Source organism: Halorubrum cibi (genome assembly GCF_900182635.1).
GTDB classification, from domain to species: domain Archaea; phylum Halobacteriota; class Halobacteria; order Halobacteriales; family Haloferacaceae; genus Halorubrum; species Halorubrum cibi.
The window spans coordinates 474,017-495,845 of record NZ_FXTD01000001.1 but is presented as its reverse complement, the minus strand read 5'-3'; the positions used below and the strand labels follow the sequence as shown (position 1 = coordinate 495,845).

19 protein-coding genes are annotated in these 21,829 nt (G+C 70.6%); 11 read left to right on the top strand and 8 right to left on the bottom strand.

The features are described from left to right. Positions 1 to 3 precede the first annotated feature (3 nt). A complete protein-coding gene (locus FN829_RS02390; protein ID WP_142985393.1) occupies positions 4 to 216 on the bottom strand; it encodes a hypothetical protein in 213 nt (70 codons plus the stop codon). Between the two features lie 97 nt (positions 217 to 313). On the opposite strand from FN829_RS02390, the gene FN829_RS15775 reads away from it, so the two are divergent. The 5 genes from FN829_RS15775 (at position 314) to FN829_RS02370 (ending at position 3,415) form a co-directional block, all read left to right on the top strand. Then, complete coding sequence (locus FN829_RS15775) at positions 314 to 487, top strand: hypothetical protein (RefSeq protein ID WP_185955661.1); 174 nt, start codon at positions 314 to 316, stop codon at positions 485 to 487. 6 nt (positions 488 to 493) lie between these two features. Further along, complete coding sequence (locus FN829_RS02385; RefSeq protein ID WP_142985392.1) at positions 494 to 1,006, top strand: cytochrome c oxidase subunit II; 513 nt, start codon at positions 494 to 496, stop codon at positions 1,004 to 1,006. Beyond that, positions 1,003 to 2,823: a b(o/a)3-type cytochrome-c oxidase subunit 1 gene (locus FN829_RS02380; protein WP_142985391.1), complete on the top strand. Its 1,821-nt coding sequence runs from the start codon at positions 1,003 to 1,005 to the stop codon at positions 2,821 to 2,823. Before FN829_RS02385 ends, FN829_RS02380 begins: the two co-directional genes overlap by 4 nt. After that, on the top strand, positions 2,820 to 3,029 hold the full coding sequence (locus tag FN829_RS02375) for a CbaC protein (protein WP_142985390.1): 210 nt from the start codon (positions 2,820 to 2,822) through the stop codon (positions 3,027 to 3,029). The genes FN829_RS02380 and FN829_RS02375 overlap by 4 nt, the downstream gene beginning before the upstream one ends. Before the next feature lie 140 nt (positions 3,030 to 3,169). After that, on the top strand, positions 3,170 to 3,415 hold the full coding sequence (locus FN829_RS02370) for a DUF7542 family protein (RefSeq protein WP_142985389.1): 246 nt from the start codon (positions 3,170 to 3,172) through the stop codon (positions 3,413 to 3,415). A gap of 16 nt (positions 3,416 to 3,431) precedes the next feature. Here the strand turns inward: FN829_RS02370 and FN829_RS02365 are convergent, their stop codons facing one another. The 3 genes from FN829_RS02365 to FN829_RS16110 form a co-directional block, all read right to left on the bottom strand. Then, complete coding sequence (locus FN829_RS02365; protein ID WP_142985388.1) at positions 3,432 to 4,238, bottom strand: TrmB family transcriptional regulator; 807 nt, start codon at positions 4,236 to 4,238, stop codon at positions 3,432 to 3,434. A gap of 136 nt (positions 4,239 to 4,374) precedes the next feature. Next, on the bottom strand, positions 4,375 to 6,051 hold the full coding sequence (locus FN829_RS02360) for a DUF255 domain-containing protein (protein WP_142985387.1): 1,677 nt from the start codon (positions 6,049 to 6,051) through the stop codon (positions 4,375 to 4,377). Positions 6,052 to 6,219: 168 nt separating this feature from the next. Next, positions 6,220 to 6,561, bottom strand: coding sequence for a hypothetical protein (locus FN829_RS16110; protein ID WP_246066424.1), 342 nt, complete (start codon positions 6,559 to 6,561; stop codon positions 6,220 to 6,222). A 315-nt stretch (positions 6,562 to 6,876) separates the two neighbouring features. Between FN829_RS16110 and FN829_RS02350 the strand changes: the two genes are divergently transcribed. Both FN829_RS02350 and FN829_RS02345 read left to right on the top strand, forming a co-directional pair. Beyond that, on the top strand, positions 6,877 to 7,974 hold the full coding sequence (locus FN829_RS02350; protein WP_142985386.1) for an asparaginase: 1,098 nt from the start codon (positions 6,877 to 6,879) through the stop codon (positions 7,972 to 7,974). Positions 7,975 to 8,052: 78 nt separating this feature from the next. Beyond that, entirely contained in the window at positions 8,053 to 9,219 is a 1,167-nt protein-coding gene (locus tag FN829_RS02345) for a hypothetical protein (protein ID WP_142985385.1), read from the top strand. Positions 9,220 to 9,244: 25 nt separating this feature from the next. Here the strand turns inward: FN829_RS02345 and FN829_RS02340 are convergent, their stop codons facing one another. Both FN829_RS02340 and FN829_RS02335 read right to left on the bottom strand, forming a co-directional pair. After that, positions 9,245 to 10,897, bottom strand: a complete 1,653-nt coding sequence (locus FN829_RS02340; protein WP_185955660.1) for a globin-coupled sensor protein — start codon at positions 10,895 to 10,897, stop codon at positions 9,245 to 9,247. Positions 10,898 to 11,017: 120 nt separating this feature from the next. Beyond that, positions 11,018 to 11,530 (bottom strand): thioredoxin family protein, encoded by a 513-nt coding sequence (locus FN829_RS02335; protein ID WP_142985384.1) that lies wholly within the window; start codon positions 11,528 to 11,530, stop codon positions 11,018 to 11,020. A gap of 109 nt (positions 11,531 to 11,639) precedes the next feature. Between FN829_RS02335 and FN829_RS02330 the strand changes: the two genes are divergently transcribed. Then, positions 11,640 to 12,092 carry a pyridoxamine 5'-phosphate oxidase family protein gene (locus tag FN829_RS02330; protein ID WP_142985383.1) on the top strand — a complete coding sequence of 151 codons (453 nt, stop codon included), beginning with the start codon at positions 11,640 to 11,642 and terminating at the stop codon, positions 12,090 to 12,092. Between the two features lie 42 nt (positions 12,093 to 12,134). Here the strand turns inward: FN829_RS02330 and FN829_RS02325 are convergent, their stop codons facing one another. Together FN829_RS02325 and FN829_RS02320 are read right to left on the bottom strand one after the other, a co-directional pair. Then, positions 12,135 to 14,102: a type II secretion system F family protein gene (locus tag FN829_RS02325; RefSeq protein ID WP_142985382.1), complete on the bottom strand. Its 1,968-nt coding sequence runs from the start codon at positions 14,100 to 14,102 to the stop codon at positions 12,135 to 12,137. Further along, the gene (locus FN829_RS02320; RefSeq protein WP_142985381.1) at positions 14,099 to 16,579 is read right to left on the bottom strand and encodes a type II/IV secretion system ATPase subunit; all 2,481 of its coding nucleotides are present in this window, start codon (positions 16,577 to 16,579) and stop codon (positions 14,099 to 14,101) included. The genes FN829_RS02325 and FN829_RS02320 overlap by 4 nt, the downstream gene beginning before the upstream one ends. A gap of 94 nt (positions 16,580 to 16,673) precedes the next feature. Here FN829_RS02320 and FN829_RS02315 point away from each other — a divergent pair, with 94 nt between their 5' ends. From FN829_RS02315 to FN829_RS02305, 3 genes are all read left to right on the top strand, one after another. Beyond that, positions 16,674 to 17,600 (top strand): hypothetical protein, encoded by a 927-nt coding sequence (locus FN829_RS02315; RefSeq protein WP_142985380.1) that lies wholly within the window; start codon positions 16,674 to 16,676, stop codon positions 17,598 to 17,600. Positions 17,601 to 17,666: 66 nt separating this feature from the next. After that, positions 17,667 to 20,756, top strand: coding sequence for an FAD-binding and (Fe-S)-binding domain-containing protein (locus FN829_RS02310; protein ID WP_142985379.1), 3,090 nt, complete (start codon positions 17,667 to 17,669; stop codon positions 20,754 to 20,756). A gap of 87 nt (positions 20,757 to 20,843) precedes the next feature. Continuing rightward, complete coding sequence (locus FN829_RS02305; protein WP_142985378.1) at positions 20,844 to 21,290, top strand: acyl-CoA thioesterase; 447 nt, start codon at positions 20,844 to 20,846, stop codon at positions 21,288 to 21,290. Positions 21,291 to 21,829: the final 539 nt, after the last annotated feature.

Below are 21,829 nucleotides of genomic sequence, written 5' to 3'. Positions count from 1 at the left end.
CGCCTACGCGTCCTCGATGTCGCTCGGCTCGAGCCTGTCGTCGTCGCCGCCGGGACGGAGGCTACCGCCGGTGGCGACCCGAAGGCTCGCCCAGATGAGCACCACGTTGAGGAACGTGACGGCGACGACGTACTCCGCGCGCGAGGCTATGTAGGCCGCGGCCGGGAGCACGCCGCCGAGCACCAGGAAGACCGCGTGCTGGAGCGAGAAGTCCATACGAACACGTGTGCGGCCGTCACCATATAGACCAAGCGGATTTTCATACCACGGGAACGGGTGGATATTATATAGTTGGCTGCCCGTAAGCGAACCCATGAGCCGAACCGAAACGGCGGACGCGCCGGCGGACGACGCGGGCGGCGACGAGGAGTTCGATCCCGTCGGCACGCTCGCGCTCATCGCGGTGTACTTCGCGATCCTCGTGATCGCCTGGGTGTTCATCTACTACGTCGAGTTCCTCGGCCGTGACCTGGTCGTGGTGGGGTGATCACGGATGCACATCCACGCCTACGAGAAGATCTGGCTCGCGTGCTCCATCCTCCTGATCCTGTTGCTCCTCGGGTCCGTGACGTACGGGGCGGTCGGGCCGGGGGTGGCGATGGTCGCCGACAGCGAACCACAGATCGACGCGAACGCCCTCGACGAGGACGAGCGGTTCACCGAGCCGCGCGTCGAGCAGGTCGGCGAGAACCACTACGAGGCGTACGTCGTCGCGTTCCAGTTCGGATTCCAACCCGACCCGATCGTGGTGCCGGAGAACAGCACGGTGACCTTCCAGGTCACCTCCCGCGACGTGATCCATGGCTTCGAGGTGGTCGGGACGAACGCGAACACGATGGTCGTTCCCGGCGAGGTCTCGGAGCTCACCGTCGAGGTGGGTGAGCCCCAGGAGTACGGCATCCTGTGTAACGAGTACTGCGGGGCCGGTCACCACGCCATGGAGGGGAAACTCCACGTCGTGCCCGAGGAGGAGTTCGAGGAGACGAACGGAGGTGAAAGCGCATGAGCGACGCGCTCGAGGCCGAGAAGACGTTCTACGACGAGTTCCCGGCGGAGGCGAAGGTCGTTCGATCGTCGCTTCTTGGGGCCTTCCTCGCGCTCACGTTGGGGGCGGTCTTCGGGATCATCCAGACGCTCCACCGGACCGGGATCTTCCGCGGGCTCATCTCCTCGACGGACTACTACACCTCCCTCACCGCTCACGGCGTGTTCTTAGCGCTCAGTTTCACGACGTTCTTCCTCGTGGGGCTGTTCACGTGGGCGGTCGTCCGCAGCCTCGATCGACCCCTCGTGGACATCAGGATAACCTGGACGTGGTACGCGCTGATGGCCGGCGGGATGACGATGACCGGGATCTCCGTTCTCGCCGGCTTCGTCGACTCGATCGACATGAGCGCGGACGTGCTCTTCACCTTCTACGCGCCGCTTCAGGCGCACCCGCTCTTTTATACGGGACTCGCCGTGTTCATCGTCGGGAGCTGGCTGGCCGGCGCGGACTGGTTCCGCACGTGGCTCGCGTGGCGCGAGGAGAACCCCGGAGAGCGGATCCCGCTCCAGACGTTCATGGTGTTGACCACGATGATCATGTGGTACATCGCCTCCTCGGCGGTCGCGGCGTCGGTGCTGATATTCCTGTTGCCGTGGTCGCTCGGGCTGATCGAGTCGGTGAACCCGACGCTCACCCGGACGCTGTTCTGGTTCTTCGGTCACCCCGTCGTCTACTTCTGGCTGATGCCCGCGTACCTCCTGTGGTACACGGTGCTGCCGTCGATCGCCGGCGGTCGGCTGTTCAGCGACCCCCTCGCGCGGGTCGTCTTCGTGTTGTTCCTGCTGTTGTCGACGCCGGTCGGCATCCACCACCAGTACCTCGACCCCGGCATCGCCGAAGGCTTCAAGTTCATCTCGATGACGAACACGATGTTCCTGCTGTTGCCGAGCCTGCTCACGGCGTTCACCGTCGTCGCCAGCGTCGAGTACGGTGCTCGCCAGCGCGGCGGCACCGGGATCTTCGGGTGGCTCCGGTCGCTCCCCTGGCGTGACCCCGCGTTCACCGGGATGATGCTCGCGGGGCTGATGTTCGCAGCCGGCGGATTCTCCGGGATGGTCAACGCCGGGATGAACATCAACTACATGATCCACAACACGATCTGGGTGCCCGGCCACTTCCACCTCACCGTCGGGACCGCGGTCGCGCTCACGTTCATGGCGGCGACCTACTGGCTCTGGCCGCAGATCACCAACAAGCCGATCTACAGCAGCCAGATCGGGCTGTTTCAGGTCGTCCTCTGGTTCATCGGGATGGCGCTCATGTCGAACGCGATGCACGCTCAAGGGTTGCTCGGCGTCCCCCGACGGACCGCCGAGCCGGAGTACTCCGGCTTCGACTACCCGGTCGCGTTCGGCGGGTTCGAGGAGCTGAACGTCCAGATCGCGATCGGCGGGACGCTGTTGTTCCTCTCTACCGTCCTGTTCATCGGAAACCTCGTGCTCACGATGGGGAACCCCCGCGTCTCCGGACTCGCGGAGACGCTTCGTCCCGCGCTCTCCGGCCCCGACGACGCCCCGGAAGTGCTCGACGATCTCCGGATCTGGGTCGGGATCGCCGTCACCCTCGTCGTGCTCGCGTACGCGCTTCCGCTCGCGGCGATCATCAGCGACGGCGGGCTGCTCGGTCCCGGCGTCGGGACGTATCCGGTGTGGATCGACGCCGCGGTTGGCGCACTCGCCGAGGTCGCCGTCCCCGCGGCGTGGTCGCTCGTCGACGCGCTCGCGTTCGTCGGCTCCCGCCTCCTCGACGTCGCCGCGTCCGGGGTGGTCGCATGAGCGTCGACGTCACCCGCGGCGGACTGCTCGTCGGCCTCGCTATCGTCGGCGTCATCGTCTACGAGCTCCGGACGGTGCTCGACGCCCTCGGACTCAGCCTCCCGATCGTCCCGTACCTGGCCGGGGTGTTCGTTCTCGCCGGGGCGGCGGTCTGGGTAGTGATACTCACCGGCGGCTGGCGGACCGAAGCCGACGAGACGGACTGACGCGGACGAACGCGGACGAACTGAAGCGGACGAACGCGGACGAACTGAAGCGGACGAACGCAAACGGTCCGACGGGTCGGGGCGACCCGCGCCGATCCCGCGATCGGAGCGGTTTTGCCCGTCTCTTCCCTCGATTCGATATGGACCGAACGCGCGTCGTCGTCCGCTGTACGGACTGTCGCTTCGAGGCGACACACGACCGGCTCCGGTCGGCGAGGGAGACGCTCGCGGACCACGAGGCCGACACGGGCCACGTCGTCGACTGGCGGATAGAGTCGCTCTCCCCGGGCGTCGAGCGCGCGGGCGAGGACGCGGGCGTGTGCGGCCGACCCGAGTGTGCCAACGCCGACTCCCCGCTCGTCGACCGCGATACCTCCGACCGCTGAGGCCGTTTTCGGGGGACTACCCGAAGGAGAGCGACTCCGCCTCCGCCCACCGCGGCTCGAACTCCTCGCTGACGCTGGCGGCGAACTCGGCGTCCTTGATGTCGATCATCGCGAAGGGCTCCTCACCCGAGAGCGGGTGTGGTACCTCGATACACACCTCGAGCCCGTCGAAGACGTTGAACGTCCCGTCGACGCCCGGCGTCGTCCGGACCGAGAACCCCTCGTTATCGGCGAGCTCGGCGGTGTACCGGCGGCCGACGTTCCGCGGGAGCGCGTCGACCGTCTCCGGCGAGAGCAACACCCGGATCTCGACGCCGCGGTCGAGTGCCGCCTCCAGCTCCGCGGTCACCCGCTCGCCGACCGTGCCGAGGTCGAAGCCGGTCGCGGGCGCGCCGGCGACGACGACCATCCGTCGCTCGGCCGCCGCGATCCGCTCCAACAGGAGGTCCGTGGCGTCCTCCGCGCCGACGGCGGCCGTCCAGAACTCTCCGTCGACGGGGTCGGTCGCGTCGAGTTCACTCGACAGCTCCTCGACGACCGACGCGTACTGTTCGGCCTTCGCCTCGAGTTCACGCTGTTTCTCCTCGAGCAGCCGGTCGAGCGCGGCGTCCGGCTCGACGCCGACGTACTTCTTCGGGCGGCTCGCCGCCTGACTTCGGACGAGGTCGTGACTCTCGAGGCTGTTGAGGACGTCGTATATCCGGCCCATCGGAACCTCGCTGGCCCGCGAGAGGTCCTTCGCCGTCGTCGGTCCGGTCCGCAGCAGGGCGCGGTACGCACGGGCCTCGTACTCGGAGAGACCGAGGTCACGAAGGGATGTCATATCCCACGATGTCGCGGTATCGGTATAAACGCGTCGGACGTTTACGGGCGTTCTGGAGGACTGAGCCGCCACGGATGGCACGGAAGCGGGCGGACCGGTACTCGTACGAGACCTCGGAGACGGCCGTTGAGCGGGATCACTCGACCGTCTCGGCGACGCGGGCCATCAACTCGTCCGGCGTTGTCGCGGGGGCGGAGACGTCGTCGCTGGCGATCACGACGGCCGATCCCTCGGGAACGGTTCGCGGCGCGGGCGCGTCCTCGCGGTGGGCGTTCGGGACGACGACCTTCTCGTGGTCGGCGACCCGCCAGGCCGCCCGGTGTAGGTCGCTTCGGGGCTCGGTGCCGACGGCGATGACGGTCGTCCCGCGGAGCAGCCGCCCGACGAGACTGCCGTACCCCGCCACTTGAACTCCGAGCCGGTCGGTCGCGCCCGCGAACGACTCGGCGGTCTCGCGGGCGACCTCTCGGTAGCGGTCCTCACCGGTGAGCGCCGCGAGGTCGACGAGCGCGGACGCCAGTTCCACGTTGCCGTCGAGCGGTCTGAAGGGGCGATCGAGCAGCCCGGCACCCGAACGCGGTCCGTCCACGAACGAGCCGTCGACGTGGAGTTCCTCGATCGCTCGGTCGGCGACCGCGCGGGCGACGTCGGCTCCCTCTCCGAGCACGCCCGCGGCGCGGACGTACGCTCCCACGACGCGCGAGACGTCCTCGAGGAGGTCCTCCGGGGCGTCGTCGCCGGCCCCGTCGTCACCTCCCGCCGGTCGGTAGTGGGTCACGACGCCGGAGTCGGGGTCGACCAGGTCGCGCTCGAGCCCGTCGAGGACCCGTTCGGCGTACTCGCGGGACCGATCGTCGTCGGTGTACGCCGCGAACGCCAACAGCGCGTCGGCCGCGAGCGCGTTCGCGCCGGCGAGGACGGTGAGGTCGCGTCGGGGCGAGTCGAGCTCCGCCCGCTCCTCGGCGGGCGCGGCGTAGTAGGCTCGGCCGAGCCCCGGTCCGAGGCTCCCGCCGACGCCGTAGCCGGTCCAGAGGTCGTCGGTGAGGAACTCGACGGCCGCCGCGGCGGGCTCGCGGTAGACCTCCTCGCCGGTGTAGAGGTACGCGTTGGCGAACGCCCGCGTCACCGCCGCGTTCGCGTCCGCCGGCTTCTCGTAGGCCACGTCGCTCCAGTCGCGCTCGCCGGCGAACCGGAAGAAGCCGCCGTCGACCTCGTCGGCGAGGTGGTCGCGGACCGCGTCGAGGGTGCGGAGCGCGCGGTCGCGGTCGCGCTTCAGCGCGAACTCGACGGTGCGGGGGAGCGGGAACTTCGCGTCGGTTCCCCAGCCGGCGTACTCCGCGTCGTACTTGTTCTCGAGCTGGCCGGCGAGGTGGCTCTCGACCGCCTCGGAGAGCTCGCCGGCCGGCGGCCGGTCGCCGTTCAGCGCGCGCGGGATCCGGCCGGCCTCGCGGCCCTCGTCGTCCCACATCCGGTGGACGGACTCGAGCACCTGGCGCATCCCGTCGACGCCGAGGTAGCCCGCGCCGGTGAGCAGCTCGCCGTCGGGCGTGAGGAAGGCGGTCGTCGGGAACCCGCCCATGTTGTACCGCTCGCGGACGCGCGGGCGGCGGTCGACGTCGACCCGGACCGGGACGAACCACTCGTTCACGTTGGCGGCGACCCGCGGCTCGGCGTAGGTGGTCGCGTCCATCTCGTGACAGCCCTCACACCAGGTGGCCGAAAGCGAGAGGAGCACCGGTCGGTCCCGCTCGTCGGCCTCGGCGAACGCCTCGCGGCCCCACTCGCGCCACTCGACCCGCGTCGCGTCGGTCATGGCACACGCTCGGGTCGGCGGGTGGGTAAGCGCTTCGAGATGCCGACCGAGAGCCGATCGGGAGCCGATCGCGGGTGGGAGACGGAGGGCGGAAAGAGTCGACTGAGGGCGGACGACGGGAGGGCGGCGTCGCCGGTCGGGTCGCGATCGGGTCCGGTCGGTCCCGGATCAGGCGTCGACGTCGTCGGATCGTCTCCGGGCGTCGGTGGCGCGCCGACGCGTGTCCGACGCGCTCGGAGCGTCGCCGCGATCGGGACGGTCCGTCACGCCGCGGGCGTCGGACGAGCCGGGGTCGTAGTCGTGGCCGATCTTGAGCGCGACCGCGTTCGCGGCCAGCAGCCCAACGAAGTACAGACCGTTCGTCCCGTCGAGTCCCGCGGAAAGCAGGAACGGGTAGCCGATCGGGAGGACGATCGCGACCCAGAACGCGACGGCGCGGACCGCGTGAACCATCCGGTCCGCGAGCGGGAGGTCGAAGGCGAGTCGGTTGAGGGGGACACGGGTGGACATCTGACGACTGGGACGAGGGGCGGTACCCACATATAGCCCGCCGAGGGTTCGGCGTAATTCACACCTTGTATCGGGTTTCGCGACGTTTTAAAACTGCCTCAGAGACTCCTAAAAAGTTTAGAACGCCCTCTGGATATTTTTTCAATAGCTGACGTGCCGATACCAACTCCCGGGCGATCCGAGTCGAACCGAGGCCCTCGAGGACGGATCGAGGTCCGCCCGTCGAGCGGGGAGCGGAGCCGACCGCCGACGCCGGATCGGAACTCGGCTGCCGAGGGGCGAAGCGATTTACCCCTGCCGCGGCCACCGTCGGCCATGACACGCGACGAGGTCGAAGTGGAGAGCGAGCGCGGGGCCGGAGAGAACGAGTGCGAGGTCGGGGAGAACGAGCGCGAAGAGGGGGACCGACCGCACGTGTGCGTCGTCGCCTGCGGCGGGACGATCGCGTCGGAGCCGGGAGACGACGGCGCCGCGCCGGCGAAGACGGGAGCCGACCTCGTCGAGGCGGTTCCGGGCGTCGAGCGGTACGCGACGGTGTCGGCCCGCGAAGCGTGTTCACAGCCGGGGTTCGACGTGCGCTGGCGGGACGTGTTCGCGACCGCGGCCGCGGCCCGGGAGGCGATCGAGGAGGGCGCGGACGGGGTCGTCGTCACCCACGGCACCGACACGCTCTCGGACACCGCCTACGCGCTCGACGTGCTGACGGACCTGCCCGCACCGGTCGTGGTGACGGGCGCACAGCGTCGCCTCGACGAGCCCTCGAGCGACGTGCCGGCGAACCTGACGCTCGCGGTGCGGGCGGCGGCTGACGACCGGTTCGCGGACGGCGTCCACGTCGGGTTCGACGACGAGCTACACGCCGGCCGCGACGTCGTGAAGTCCCACAGCAACGCGCTCTCGACGATGACCTCGCCGGCGACCGCGCCGGTCGCGACGTTCACCCGCGCGGCGTCCGAGATCGTCCGGGAGCCGCGACGACGCGTCGCGATCGACCCCCTCTGCGGGCCGGAGGGGCCGATCGACCCGTCGGATCCGGTCGCGGCGGCCGACCGCGTTCCCGAGGTCCCCGTGATCCATTCGGGGACGGGAGCCACTGCGGCGGGGATCGAGCGCGCCCTCGCGGCCGACGTGGGCGGGATCGTGATCGAGGGCACCGGCCTCGGGAACGCCACGGCCGCGATCGGCGACGCCGTCGCGGAGGCCGTCGAGGAGGTCCCCGTGGTGGTCGCCGGGCGACCCGCCGGCCCGACCGAACCGGTGTACGGCACGCCGGGCGGGGCGGTCACGCTCGGGGACCACGGCGTCGTCTTTGCCGACGACCTCCCGGCCGCGAAGGCCCGCGTCGGGCTGGCGCTCGGACTGGCCGCCGGCGTCGAGCGGGCGGAACTGGATCGGGTGTTCGGCCGACCTTAGCCCGACGCCGACGGGATAGCACAGAGAGTCGTTTGTGCCTCCACGAAGCCCTTATCCGGGACCGGCGTAGCCTCGGGCATGAGACGGATCAGCCGACGGTCGACGCTTCGCGGCATCGGAGCCGTCGCCGGGGCGATCGGGATCGCCGGGATCGCGGGCTGTCTCGGCGAGCCCGGTTCCGGATCCGACGACGACGACGCGGACGACGGAACCGACGGAAGCGACCCGGACCCGGAGATCGCGATCCACCAGGTCGGCGGGGCGCTCTCGGGGCCGGCGTGGCGACGAACGGAACGACCGGGCTTTTGTACCCTGTTCGACGACCGGAGCGGTCCCGAGTGGCTCCTCGGGGAAGCCCGTCCGGAGACGGTCGGCTTCGTGGAGGAGATCGACTTCGACGAATCGGTCCTCGCCTACGTCGAGTCCGTCGGCCGGAGCACGTGTGAACGCGTCGTCGAGTTCGCGGACGTCGCCATCGAGGACGGGACGCTGACCGCGGAGGCGACCGTGGTCGACGCCGACGACGGGGACGTCGCGTGCGGGCAGGCGATCACGTACTCCGGCGCGTTCCTCCGTGTCACGGCCGATCCCCTTCCGGAGTCGATCCGGGTCGGGATAACCGACGGCTGGGGGAACCGCGCCGAGTTGACCGGGACCGACGGCGTCCGCGACCCGGCGTCGCTCGACGGCTTCGTGCGACCCGACGGCGATCCACCGAGCGTCCCGTCCGCGCTCTCGTGTCCGGACGAGGGGTTCGAGCGACATCCCGCGGCCTACGAGGGGGAGGTGAACTGGGGCTCCGGTGGCGGCGTCGACGGGGAGTCGGGACTCGAACTCCGGGTCGTGGATCCCGAGTACGACGACGGCGGCTCGGCCGGATCGAGCGACCCGGACGGGGCGCTCCGATTCGAGCGCGGCGACGCGTTCCGGATCGAGATGACGAACGTCTCGGCGCGGCCGATCGGCGTCGGCAACCGCGCGAAGTACGTCCTCGAGGTCGAGACCGAGACGGGGTGGACGGACGTGCGTGGGAGCGACGACGGCCGGTTCGAGTACACCGACGAACTCGTCTCGATCCGACCGGGAGCGACGGTCGAGTGGTCGTTCTCGATGGACGAGGCGGGCCTCGTGGCCGAACATCCGAACGACGACCTCCGCGTGTGTCCGGACCTCGACGCCGGACGGTACCGGTTCGTCTTCTTCGGAGCCGACGACCTCGCCGTCGCGTTCGATCACGTCGAGTGAGATCGGGCGCGTCGGAGATCCGCTCTCAGGCCGGGTCCGTCCGGTCGGCGGCCGCGGCGGGCCGTTCGGTCGAGAGCCGGGTCACGGCGGTCTCGACCTCCTCGACCATCCGCGCCTGTCGCTCGTTGGCGGCCGCCAGTTCACCGATCTCGTCGGTGACGCGGGCCGACCGCTCGACGACCTCGTCGACCGTGGCCGCGATCTCCTCCGCGGCCGCCGCCTGGTCGTCGGTGACGTCGGACACCTCGCGGATCCCCGCGGCGGTCTCCGAGACCGCCTCGGCGATGTCGGTCAGGTCCGCCATCGCGTCCTCGACGCGGTCGACCCCGCGGGAGACCCGCTCGTTCGCCGCCGTCAGGCTCTCGACGGTCTCCTCCGTGTCCGATCGGATCCCGGCGACCATCTCCTCGATGTCGCCGGCGTGCCGCTTGGACTCCTCGGCGAGCGACTTGATCTCGTCGGCGACGACGCCGAATCCGGAGCCGGCATCGCCGGCGCGGGCGGCCTCGATGGAGGCGTTGAGCGCGAGCAGGTTCGTCTGCTCCGCGATCCCGTTGATGGCGTCGACGAACTCGTCGATCTCGCCGACGCGCTCTTGAAGCGCCGTCACGTCGTCGGCGGCCCCGTCGACCGCCTCGCCGATGTCGTCCATGACCTCCGCGGCGTCGTCCGCGGCGTCGCGACCGTTCTCCGCGAGCGTCTCCGCGCGGTCGCTCGCGCGTTCGACCTGGTCGGCCGTGGAGGCGACCTCCTCGACGGTCGCGGAGAGGTTCCCCACCTCCGCGGCGATCTCGCGGATCCGGTCGGACTGTTCCCCGGAGGCGTCGCGAATGGTGCCCGCGCTGTCGGCGACGTCCGTGGCCGACGTCTGTAGGTCCTCGATCGGGTCGCGAAGCTCCTCGTGGACCTCGGTCATCAGCCGCTCGTTCCGTCGAGCCTCCGCCTCGATCTCCCGGCTGTACGAGTGGATGTACGTGTCCGTGACGACCTGCATGTCGAGGTTGACGATCCGCAGGATCGAGAGGACGTCCTCGATGGCGTCGTCGACCTCCGCACGGACGATCTCCTCGACGTCCCCCTCGCCGGGGCCGCCGCGGTCGTCCCGGGCGTCTCCGGCCGGCGTCGCCGTCGAGTCGCTCGGTCCCTCCTCGGCGACCGCCAGCCCACCGTCCGTGGCCGCGCCGGTCAGCCGCTCCGTGAGCGAGTCGACGAGGCGGTCGCCGACGATCGGCAGGATCAGGTCGTAGTAGACGCCGTACTGGCCGAGGTAGTGTTTCATCGGCATCTCCAACAGGTCGTGGATCTTGCCGATCCGCGCCCGGTCCGCGAAGTAGTCGGCGCCGTACTCGCCGTTCGCGAGCGTCACGAGGTACGCCGACTGGGTTCGCTTGAGCTGCTCGATCCCCTTCTCGGAGCGGCCGATGACGTCGACGGTCTGCTGGTGGCCCGTGAGGTTCTCGTAGAAGTCCTCGGCGACCCGGTCCGCGTTCGCCGCGAACGCCTCCTCGTACCGCTCGAGACGACGCACGTCCTCCTCGTCGAAGCCGAGGAACTCCTTTCGCCACTCGATCTCGTCGTCGTCGAGGCCGATCTCCCCGACCAGCTCCTCGACGTTCAACCGGTCGTTCAATCCGCCCTGCCCGAACTCTCTCCGTCCGTACTCCCCTGAAGCGGTCATGGATCGGCTCCGGCCCCGATCGCACATAAACGATCGCGGCGAGATCCCAGATCGGATAATCGGAGGACTGCGATCCGTTGAGCCGGGCGTCGTGGGTGGCTAGCGGGGGACCGCGAACGGTCAGGCCGCGCCGCTCGCGATCGCCGTCTCGAGCGCGGCGCGGTCCTGTGCGCCGACGAACCGGTCGACCGGCTCGCCGTTCGCGTACACGATGAACGTCGGCACGCCCCGAGCGCCGAGCTGCTGGGCCAGTCCGGGGAGGCCGTCGACGTCGACCTTCGCGACGACCGCGTCCGTCTCCGCCGCGAGCGACTCCACGGTCGGCTCCATCATCTGACACGGACCACACCAGTCGGCGTAACAGTCCACGAGCACGACGTCGTGGTCGGCGACGAGCCGCTGGAACTCCTCCGCGCTCTCGACCTCGACCGGCTCGGTCGGCGTTTCGGTTTCGTCGTCCGCTCCGCCACGCTCGTCACCGCCGCCGGCGTCGGATCCGTCGTTCGACGCGCCTTCGAGGCGCGCGCGCAGTTCCTCGCGTTTTCGCTCGCGGATCCGTTCGCGTTCGCTCGATCGGGATCCCTCCCGCTCGGTTCCCGCCTCGTCCGCGCCCTCTCGGTCGGCTTCACTCATGGGCCGATATTGTGTCTTTTGAACAATATAGGTTGCGGTCGGGGCGACCGCAACGGAGCTAGTCGGATCGTAACGGAGCTATATGGTGACGGACACCGTAATCGGGGGTATGAGCGACATCGACACGGTCCGCATGGACGACGACGAGCGCGACGAGTTCCTCGGGCGGTCCGGGACCGGCGTCATCTCGCTCGCGACGCCCGAGGGCGAACCGCCCCACAGCGTCCCGGTCTCGTACGGATACGACCCGGTCGAGTCCGTCCTCTACTTCCGGCTCTCGGTGGGCCCGGATCGGGCGAAAGGCGACCTCGACGACCGCGCGGCGACGTTCGTGACGTACGGCGAGCGCGACGGCCGGTGGCGGAGCGTCGCGGCGAGCGGCCGGCTGGTGTCGACGACGGACGAGTCCGTGTCTGCCGAGACCATCGAGGGGCTGGAGCGAACCGGCAGGATACCGATCGTCGACGTCTTCGGCGAGCCCACGAGCGAGGTGGCGTTCGCGTTCTACCGGCTCGATCCGGAACGGTTCACGACGCGGATCGAGCGGTCGATGGAGCCCTGAACGCGGACCCGCCGGCGCCTCCCGCCGGAGTCATCGAGCCGCTCAGATCTGTCCGATCGCGACGAACCCGACGTAACAGGCCGCCACGAGCACGCCGGAGTGGAGGAGTGCCCCGTACCTGCCGCGCGCGGCGGCTCCCGCGAACCACCCCGACGCGAGCATCGTCGCCTGCGCGACCACGTAGAGGCGGAACCGTTCGAGTTCGGGATGGACCAGTTCGGGATCGAAGGGCGCGTCGAGCGCGGCCGCGAGCGCGAGCAGGCGGTCCGTCTCCATCACCCCCGCGTTGATCGCGGCGACCGCGCCGGCGACCGACAGCGCCGCGACCCAGCCGACCACGACGTAGCGGCGCATCGCGCCGCGGAGCGCCCGCTTCTCGTGGGTCAGCCGGTCGACCTCGACTTGGAGCGTCTCGAACACCTCGTCGACGGTGCTCCCGGCGTTCAACGCCCCGGCGACCAGCCCGACGGTCCGGGCGGCGAGCGGCGTCCCGACGCGGGCGACGAAGCGGTCGAGGGCCGCGGCGCGCACGTCGCTGCCGGCGGTCGGCGCGTCGATCCCGGAGCCACTCGCGCCGAGAGCGTCGCCGTCGGCCGCCCCGCCGTCTCCGGTGGTCGTAAGAGAGAGGTTGAACGCGAGGTCGGCGACGTCGTCGCGCAACACCCCGAGATCCGTCTCGCGGGCCGCGGTCGCGACCGCCTCGGGGAACGGGCGGCCGACGGAGGCGTGCGTGGAGACCGCGTAGACGAAGTCGGCGACCCGGCGGTCCTTCGCGTCGTCGATCCGGCCGCGACGGGCGGCGACGAGCCCGACGGGGAGCGCGAACGCGACGTACGCCAGGAGCGAGACGTTCACGAGCGGGTACCCCGCGTACGCGAGCCAGCCGGCCGCGACCGCCGCGGGGACGGTCGCGACGGCCGACGCGCTCGCAGGGTTCGACGGCGCGGACGCGAGCGTCCCGCGGACGCCCCTCGGGCGTCGATAACTCGTGCGGGAGTCGACGGGTCGGAGCGCGCCGGTGGCGGCGATGCCGACGAGCCCGACCGCGAGCAGGAACCCGACGGAGGCGTAGACGGCGACCGCGCGCGGCGAGACGGTCCCGACCGGCGTGTCGACCAGCCGCGAGAGGTCGGGCGCGAACACGCTCGTCACCGTGACGGCGACGACGAGCAGCGCCGGCAACACGAGCACGAGCACGAACAGCTCCGCGATCGGTTTCAGGTACCGCCGCGCCCGGGTCCGGGCGTGTTCCTGCCGGTGCGCGAGCAGGCGGCTCTCGGTCCGGAGGAACTCCGCGAGCGCCTCGTCGCCGGCCGAGACGTGCTGGCGAAACTTGAGCAGGAACGGGGCGAGGAGATCCCGCGAGGGCGTGTCGCGGGCGACGCGGCGGAGTCCGGCGTCGAGGCTCCCCGTGAGCCGCGCCGCGTTGAGCGCCTTCCGGAACGACACGGCCGCGCCGCCGTAGGCGTCGTTCTCGGCGACCTTCGCGATCAGGGTGCGGGCGTCGTCGCTCCCCGAGGAGAGCGCGTCGAGGTACCTGACCGCGCCGGGGAGCGTCCGCTCGATCCGCGTCCGACGCGCGGACACCAGCCACCGGAGATAGAGCCCCCCGGCGCGGACCGTCGCCCGCTTGACCAGAAGTCCCGCGGCGGCCGATAGACAGACCGCGAGCGCAGTGGGTGGAACGACGGGAACGGCGAGCGACACGCGCGCGCCGAGACCGGACGCGAGCGCGACCGAGACGTCGGGAGCGACCGCGAACGCGACGAGAAACGTCGGAAGAACCGTCGCGAGACACGCGATCCACGAGAGCGCGTACGTTCGCGCGAGGTACGTCTCGAAGTCGGTCGACGGGTCCGCTCCGCGGTAGCGCTGCCTGTCGACGTCGTGGCGGCGGTCGTCGGCGTGGCGAGCGAACAGCGCGTGGACGAGCCGGTCGATCCCGGCGGATCGGGCGTCGCCGAGGGAGGGTTCGGCCCCGCGAACCGACGTCCGCGTGCCGCCGCTCACGGCGCGCCCCTGGACCGGGAGCCTCCAGAGCGATCGTCATCGGAACGTCCGTCTCCGCCCGCTTCGCGCCGCAGCGAGCGCGCGGCGCGCTCGACGGTCGCGGCCTCGTCGGCCCGGAGGTCGGCGAGGAACTCGAACAGCTCGTCGAAGTCGTCGAGGCCGTCCCGAACGAGGTACTCGACGTAGCGGTGTTTGGCGGCGAACTCCGACTCGACCGCGTCGAGGTCGCGGTCGGTCCGCTCGGCGAGCCGCGCGAGCGCGTGGAGCCGACGACGGTCGTCGGCGTACGACGTCGCGGCGTCCGCCGTCGGCGCACCGTCCATCCGGAAGCCGCCCGCGGGGTCGCGCCACGCGACGGTGTTGTAGTGGACGGTCGTGTCGTCGCGCTCGACGAGGCCGGCTCCGCCGTGTTTCGGATCGCCCGTCCGGCTCTCCGTCGCGGCCGGGTCGAGCGCGTCGTACTCGGCGGGCGAGAGCGGCTCGACCGCCTGTGCGACGTAGCGGTCGCCGCCGACCTGTCGCGGGAAGACGACGAGGTCGATCTCTCGGAGCAGATACGGCGGGAGCCCGCGCTCGATCGCGCGGTTGACGAGCGTCTCCACGTCGGCGGCGTGGGTGGTGCCGACGACGCCGTGGCCCGTGTTGACCGTCTCGGCGAACGTCTCGAAGCTGGCGGGCGTGTTGATCTCGGCTATCACCTCGACGTCGGGATTGAGGTAGTTGGCCTCCGTCATCAGCGTCGCCATGCTCACGGCCTTGTAGTCGTTCTCGTGGTCGCGAGTTGTGAGCGCCACGCCGGTCTCGTGAGGGAGCCGCACCTCGCGGGACCCCTCGTCGATGGAGATCGGCCGGTCGTCGAAGGGGATGAAGGGCATGTGGGCGTTCATCAGGGTCGTCTTGCCCGCCCCCGTCGGCCCCGCGAAGAGGACGACACCGCGGTGTTCGTACAACAGCCACAACAGGGTGACGAGCTCCGTCGAGAGCGCGTTCCGGGCGATCAGATCGACCGGCGTGAGCGGGTCGGGCGCCTGCTTCCGGATCGAGACGTGCGGGCCGTCCGCGGAGATGACCGGCAGCGCGACCGCACACCGGACCGTCTCCGAGACGCCGGCGACGTCGAGGTTGACCTTCGCCGAGGGCGTGGAGGCGTTCAACTCCACGCCGTCGCGGGCCGCGAGCCGCGTCACGACGTCCACGAACCGCGACTCGTCGGTGAACGCGAGGTTCGTCGGGATCCGACCGCCGCCCGCGAGCGGGTCGATCCCGTCTCGGGCGCTCGCCGAACCGTCCGCCACGGCGTCGGCCTCCGAGTCGTCGACGGCGCCGTCCAGCGCGCTCGACAGTACCGCGGGTCGGGGAACGACCTTCACGCGCTCGCCGACGCGGTTGGCCTCGACGTCCTCCAGGTGCGGATCGCGGATCGGAACGGTGAGAACGCCCTCGCCGACGAAGTCGCGGAGCACGTAGTACACGAGGTCCTCGAGCCGGTCGTCGGCGTAGGTCGGATCGACGCTCGGAGCGACCAGGCCCCGATCGGCGAGGGCGCTCCGAGCGCGTTCCCGGGCGGTCGCGACCCACCCCCGTGGCGAGGACCCGCCGGCGAGCCGACGCGAGAGGTACCGGCGGGCGTGTTCGGCGACGAACGCGGTCCGGTCGTCGATCAGCCGATCGACGGGCGTCTCCCAGATCCGGCGCTCGCAGTCGCGGATCAGCGCCTCGTCGCCGGGGAGCAGGTCGGGCTCGAGCGCGGCGTACTTGGTCTCGAAGGCGTCGGAGCCGAGCAGCCGCTCGCGGTAGATCACCACGTCGACGGCGAAGCCGGCGAACTCGACGGCGTACCGCGCGAGCCGCTCGCCGGCGACACGCTCGACGTACTCGGCATCGGCGTCGACGCCCGTCTCGAGCGGGGCGAACGCGTCGGTGTGGACGATGAGCTCGCGGTCGTCGCCGACGTCCGCGACCGCGATCCGACCGTCGAGCGCGACGGGCGTGAGGTCGCCGAAGAGCCGGATCTCACACAGCGCGTGGTAGCCGATCCGTCGGCGGGCGGCCGCAGTCGTCGAGATCAGCCGGTCGAGCACCCGCTCGTACTTCGGCTCGAAGCCCGCCTCCGCCCGCTCGATAGCGCCGGCGCGAGTGAGCGGCCGGCGGCCGCGAACCGCGGAGAAGTGCTCTCTGATCCGGTCGAGGGCTCGCTCGTCGGCCGGCGCGAGGGGCGGTTCGCGGACGTCGTAGCCGAACCGACCGCCGTCGCGCTCGCGGATCGTCGCGACGACGCCGGGCGCGGACTCGTACTGCGCGCGGACGTCCGGGGCGTACCAGGCTTCGGGGTCGTCGGGCGGGACCGGCGCCGGAACCGAGGCGTCGTCGCCGCCGGAGCCGCCGCCGATCCGCAGGGTTGGACTCGTCACGTCTCTGCGCTCGTCTGTCCGACCGGAGTCCGGCGATCCGATATAACTATTATCTTTTCTTGACATTTAATTTCGGGATGCTGAAACGTGGATGGCGGCCGAGCCGAGGGCGTCTCGAGTGCCAAGAGGTTTGTCGTCGGGGGCGAAACCGGCGCGGTGGATGGTCTCGAGCGAGGACCTCAGGCGGCGGGCCGACGCGCTCGACGGCTCCGTGGTCGTCTGCGGGGTCGGCGGCGACGCCGCCGTCCCGAACGGGGCGTTTCCCGGCGCGCGCGTCACGACGGTTCGCGAACTCGTCGCCGGGCGGGACGCCGATCCGGGCGAGGGCGACGACGCCGGCGGCAACACCGTCGGTTCCGCGCCCGACGACGCCGCCGGCGTCGCCGCCGTGCTGGTCGCCGCGGATCCGCCGCTCGAGACGGACCGCGTCCTCGACGCGCTCGCCGGCCTCGCCGACCTCGACGCGTTCGTCGTCGCGGTCGCGCCGGCGGGGGTCGACCCGGAGTCGCTGGCGGCGGTGCGCCGACGGACCGACGCGACGCTGATCGCGGGGGACGGTGGGCCGGCGGCGGCGATCCGGACGTTCCTCGAGGCGGTACAACGCCCCGGGTTCGTCAACCTCGACCTGGCCGACGCCCGGACGGCCCTCTCGACCGGCGTCGCCGCGGTGGGAACCGGAACCGTCGCGCAGCGCGGGGACGTGGACGACGCGCCCGCGGTCGCGGTCGACGCCGCGTTCGGGCGACTGCCGGCAGGGATCGATCCGGCGGGTGCGAGCGCCGTCCTCGTCGACGTGGTCGTCGACCCGGAGACCAGCATCGCCGCCGCGACCGACGCCATCGCGGCGGTCCGCGAGCGGGTCGGGACGGACGCGAACGTGATCTGGGGCGGCGCGGTCGACGAGTCGGCCGAGGGCGAGATCGCCGTCCGGATCGTCGTCGCGGACGTCGGGTACGCCCCGCCCCGCTCCGGCGGTGATCCCTGTCCGCGCTGTGGAACCCCGCTGTCGGCGTACGCGTTCGGCGCGCGAGAGACGCTCTCGTGTGACGGCTGCGGCTACTCCGGGATCCCGGTCGGGCGCGACTGACGGACCGGAGGATACGTCATCATCGTTAACGATGGATTTATTCGACGGTCGACGCCCTGTTACGGTATGGCAACAGACCCCACATCGGGGAGCGAGCCGGCGGGGGGCGACCCGTCGGCGGCCGCGCTCGGGCACGACAGGCCGGACGTGCCCGCCTACCGGGCGCTCGCGTCTGCCCTCCGCGAGCGCGTCGAGGGCGGGGTCGAGTTCGACGAGTACGCGCAGGTGCTGTACGCGACGGACGGAAGCATCTACTCGGCGCGGCCGGCGGGCGTCGTCTTCCCGCGATCGGTCGCGGACGTCCGGGAGACGATGCGGGTCGCCGCCGACCACGACGTGCCCGTGCTCCCGCGCGGGGCGGGGTCCTCGCTCGCGGGACAGACCGTCGGACCGGGCTGCGTCGTGTTGGACTTCTCGCGGCACATGGACGGGATACTGGACGTCCGCCCGGAGGAACGCCGGGCGGTGGTCGAGCCGGGAGTCGTCCAGGACGACCTCGACGACCGGCTCGCCGAGGACGGGCTGAAGTTCGCGCCCGACCCGGCCTCCTCGGCGCGGGCGACGGTCGGCGGCGGGATCGGCAACAACTCCACCGGCGCGCACTCGGTCCGGTACGGGATCACCGACGCCTACACTGAGGAGCTGCGCGTCGTGCTCGCGGACGGCTCCCTGATCCACGCCCGCGAGGTCGTCCTCGACTCGCCGGAGTACGAGTCGATCGTCGCGGGCGAGGAGGGCGGCGAGCGGGAGGCGGCGCTGTACGAGACGGTCCGCGAACTCGTCGAGGGGAACGAGGCGGAGATCGAGAAGCGGTATCCGACGCTCAAGCGATCGGTGTCGGGGTACAACCTCCACAAGGTCGTCTACGAGAACGACGACGGGGAAACGGTCATCAACCTCTCGAAGCTGTTCGTCGGCGCGGAGGGCACGCTCGGGGTCGTCGTCGAGGCGGAGGTGTCGCTCGTCACCCGGCCCGAGGAGACGGCGCTGGCGCTGTACTGTTTCGACTCGCTTCCGGCGGCGATGCGGGCGGTCCCGGAGGCCCTCGAGTTCCCGGTGAGCGCGGTCGAGCTGATGGACGACGAGGTGTTCGGGCTCGCGGCGGGCTCCCCGCAGTTCGCGGAGTACGCCGAGCCGATCCCCGACCGCGCCGCGGCGGCGCTGATGCTGGAGTGGGACGACGAGCTGGTCGACGACTTCGAGGGGGCGGTCGCCGACGCGAACGACCACTTCGTCGAGGCGGGCGACGCCTTCGACGTCCTCGAGGCGTACACGGAGGAGGACCAGGCGGACCTCTGGAACCTCCGGAAGGCGGCCATCCCGCTTCTGATGGGCATGGAGGGCGACCCGAAGCCGTACCCGTTCATCGAGGACGCGTCGGTACCGCCGGAGGAGCTCGCCGAGTACGTCGGCGAGTTCGAGGCGGTGCTCGAGGCCCACGACACGTCGGCGGCGTACTTCGCACACGCCGGCAGCGGCACCCTCCACATCCGGCCCATCCTCTCTCTGAAGGAGGAGGAGGGGATCGAGAAGATGCACTCCATCTCGGAGGACGTCACCGACCTCGTCTTGGAGCACCACGGCGCGTTCTCGGGCGAGCACGGCGACGGCCTCGCGCGCACCGAGTTCAACCCGAAGATGTACGGCGAGGCGCTCTGGGGCGCGTTCCAGGAGCTCAAATCGGCGTTCGATCCGGAGTGGCGGCTGAACCCCGGCAAGGTCGTCTACGTCGACGGCGACACGGCCGCCGAGCGCGGCTACCCCGACACCGCCGCCGACACGGACATGCGCGAACACCTCCGGTACGGGCCGGCCTACCAGTCGATCGAGCCACGGACGACGCTCGATTTCGACGACGAGGGCGGCTTCTCGCACCTCGTGGAACTGTGTAACGGCTGTGGCACCTGCCGCGAGACCGACTCGGGCGTGATGTGTCCGACCTACCGGGCCTCCGGCGAGGAGATCCAGACGACGCGGGGGCGCGCCAACATGCTTCGCGCCGCCATCAGCGGCGACCTCGACGAGGGGGAGATCCACTCCGACCGCTTCCAGGAGGAGGTGCTCGACCTCTGTGTGGGGTGTAAGGGGTGCAAGAGCGACTGTCCGACCGGCGTCGACCTCGCGAAGCTCAAGGCGGAGGTGAAACACGAACACCACGAGGAGGAGGGGTCGGGGCTCCGCGAGCGGCTCTTTCGCGACATCGATCGCCTCTCGGCGGTCGGGAGCGCGCTCGCGCCGGTGTCGAACGCGGCGGCGAAGCTGCCCGGCGCTCGCAGGGTGATGGACGCAGTGGCGGGGATCGCGCCCGACCGCGAGCTACCGACGTTCCGCTCCGAGAGCTTCGAGGAGTGGTTCGCGTCACGGGGCGGCTCGACCGTCGCACCCGCGGACGCCGAGGACACCGTCGTGCTCTTTCCCGACACGTACACGAACTACAGCTATCCGGCGGCCGGGAAGGCGGCCGTCGCGGTATTGGAAGCCGCGGGGGTCCGCGTGGAGGTTCCCGATGACCTCGCACCGTCGGGTCGCGCGGCCTTCTCGACCGGCTTCCTCGACGTGGCTCGCGAGCGCGCGGCGGCGAACGTCGCGGCCCTCTCCTCTCGCGTTCGGGAGGGAGAGTCCGTCCTCTTCGTCGAGCCCTCCGACGCCGTGATGTTCCAAGACGAGTACCTGGACCTCCTCGACGGCGAGGACGTGCGGGCGGTCTCGGCGGCCGCCTATGGCGTCTCGGAGTACCTCGACGCCGGCCGGGTCGACGAGCGACTGGCGTTCGACGCGCCCGAGGAGTCGCTGGCCTACCACGGCCACTGTAACCAGAAGGCGACGGACAAGGACCACCACGCGGTAGGCGTGCTCCGGCGCGCGGGCTACGCGGTCGACCCGCTGGACTCCTCGTGTTGCGGCATGGCGGGGTCGTTCGGCTACGAGTCGGAACACTACGACCTCTCGAAGGCCATCGGCCGGATCCTGTTCGATCAGGTCGACGAGAGTCCGGGCGAGACGGCGACCGCGCCGGGGGCGTCCTGTCGCTCGCAACTCGGCGACCGCGACGGAGCCGCCGAGACCCCACCCCACCCGATCGAGAAGATCGCGGAGGCGCTGGTCGATCCGGCGGACGGGGGATCGACGGATGCGACCGCCGCCGCCGACGACTGAGGATCGACGGACTCGACCGCCGCCGGCGACGACTGAGAGGCGTCTCACCGGCGACGACGCTTTCCATGCCCCGACCCTCCTCGCGGTATGCCGAGCGTCAGCGACACCTACATCGAGAACCGCCAGCGCGTCCAGCCGACCCACACCAACAACTACGCGTCGGCCCACGGGGGCAACGTCGTCAAGTGGATGGACGAGATCGGCGCGATGTCGGCGATGCGCCACGCCGGCGAGACGTGCGTCACCGCGAAGATCAGCGAGCTCGACTTCAAGCGACCGATCCCGCAGGGGGACACCTGCGTGATCGAGTCGTACGTGTACGCCGCCGGCCGGACGAGCGTGCGCGTCCGGCTCCGGGCGTTCCGCGAGTCGCCCCGGACCGGCGAGCGTGAGCTGACGACGGACTCGTACTTCGTCTTCGTCGCCGTCGACGCGGACGGGTCGCCGACGCCCGTCCCCGAACTCACCGTCGACGGCGAGCGATGCCGGGAACTGCGCGACGACGCGCTCGCGGCGGAGCCCGACGAGGAGTAGTCGTCGACGGCTGGAGACGTTCATCGAGAATAGTCGATGTCTTTGATGTCGGTCTGGCTCGATTGGATCCTCGTCAACGGACGGACATCGACCCATCCGCGGTCGATACAGACGAAGGAACAAGCGATCCGCGGTGCGGTGGCGCGCCTCCGAGTGGCCGCGTGGACGCGGCCACGAGGAGTCCGCGAGGGACGCGGCGAGCGGTGAAACCGCGAGCCGCGAGGCTGGGGAGGCGTGAGGTGCGGTTGTGGTACGGTTCAGGGGGGATTCAAAGGGGCAGTCGCCGGCGGCGGATCCGCCGGCTGCCAGAGGCACGGAGCGCCTCGCTGTCGCGAGGGCGAAGTCCGACGAAGCAAGCACCGAAAGGAGCGAACGGAGTGAGCGACTGAGGAGCACAGCGAGTCGCACGAGTCCTCGCGACTGGGGCTTTGGCGGTATTCTTCCCAGTCGAGTTCACCGCCCCAGCAACTGTTCCCTTCTTCTCACCTCGATCACTTACGAAACACCCGTACCACAAGCATCTTTCATCGACCAGCCGT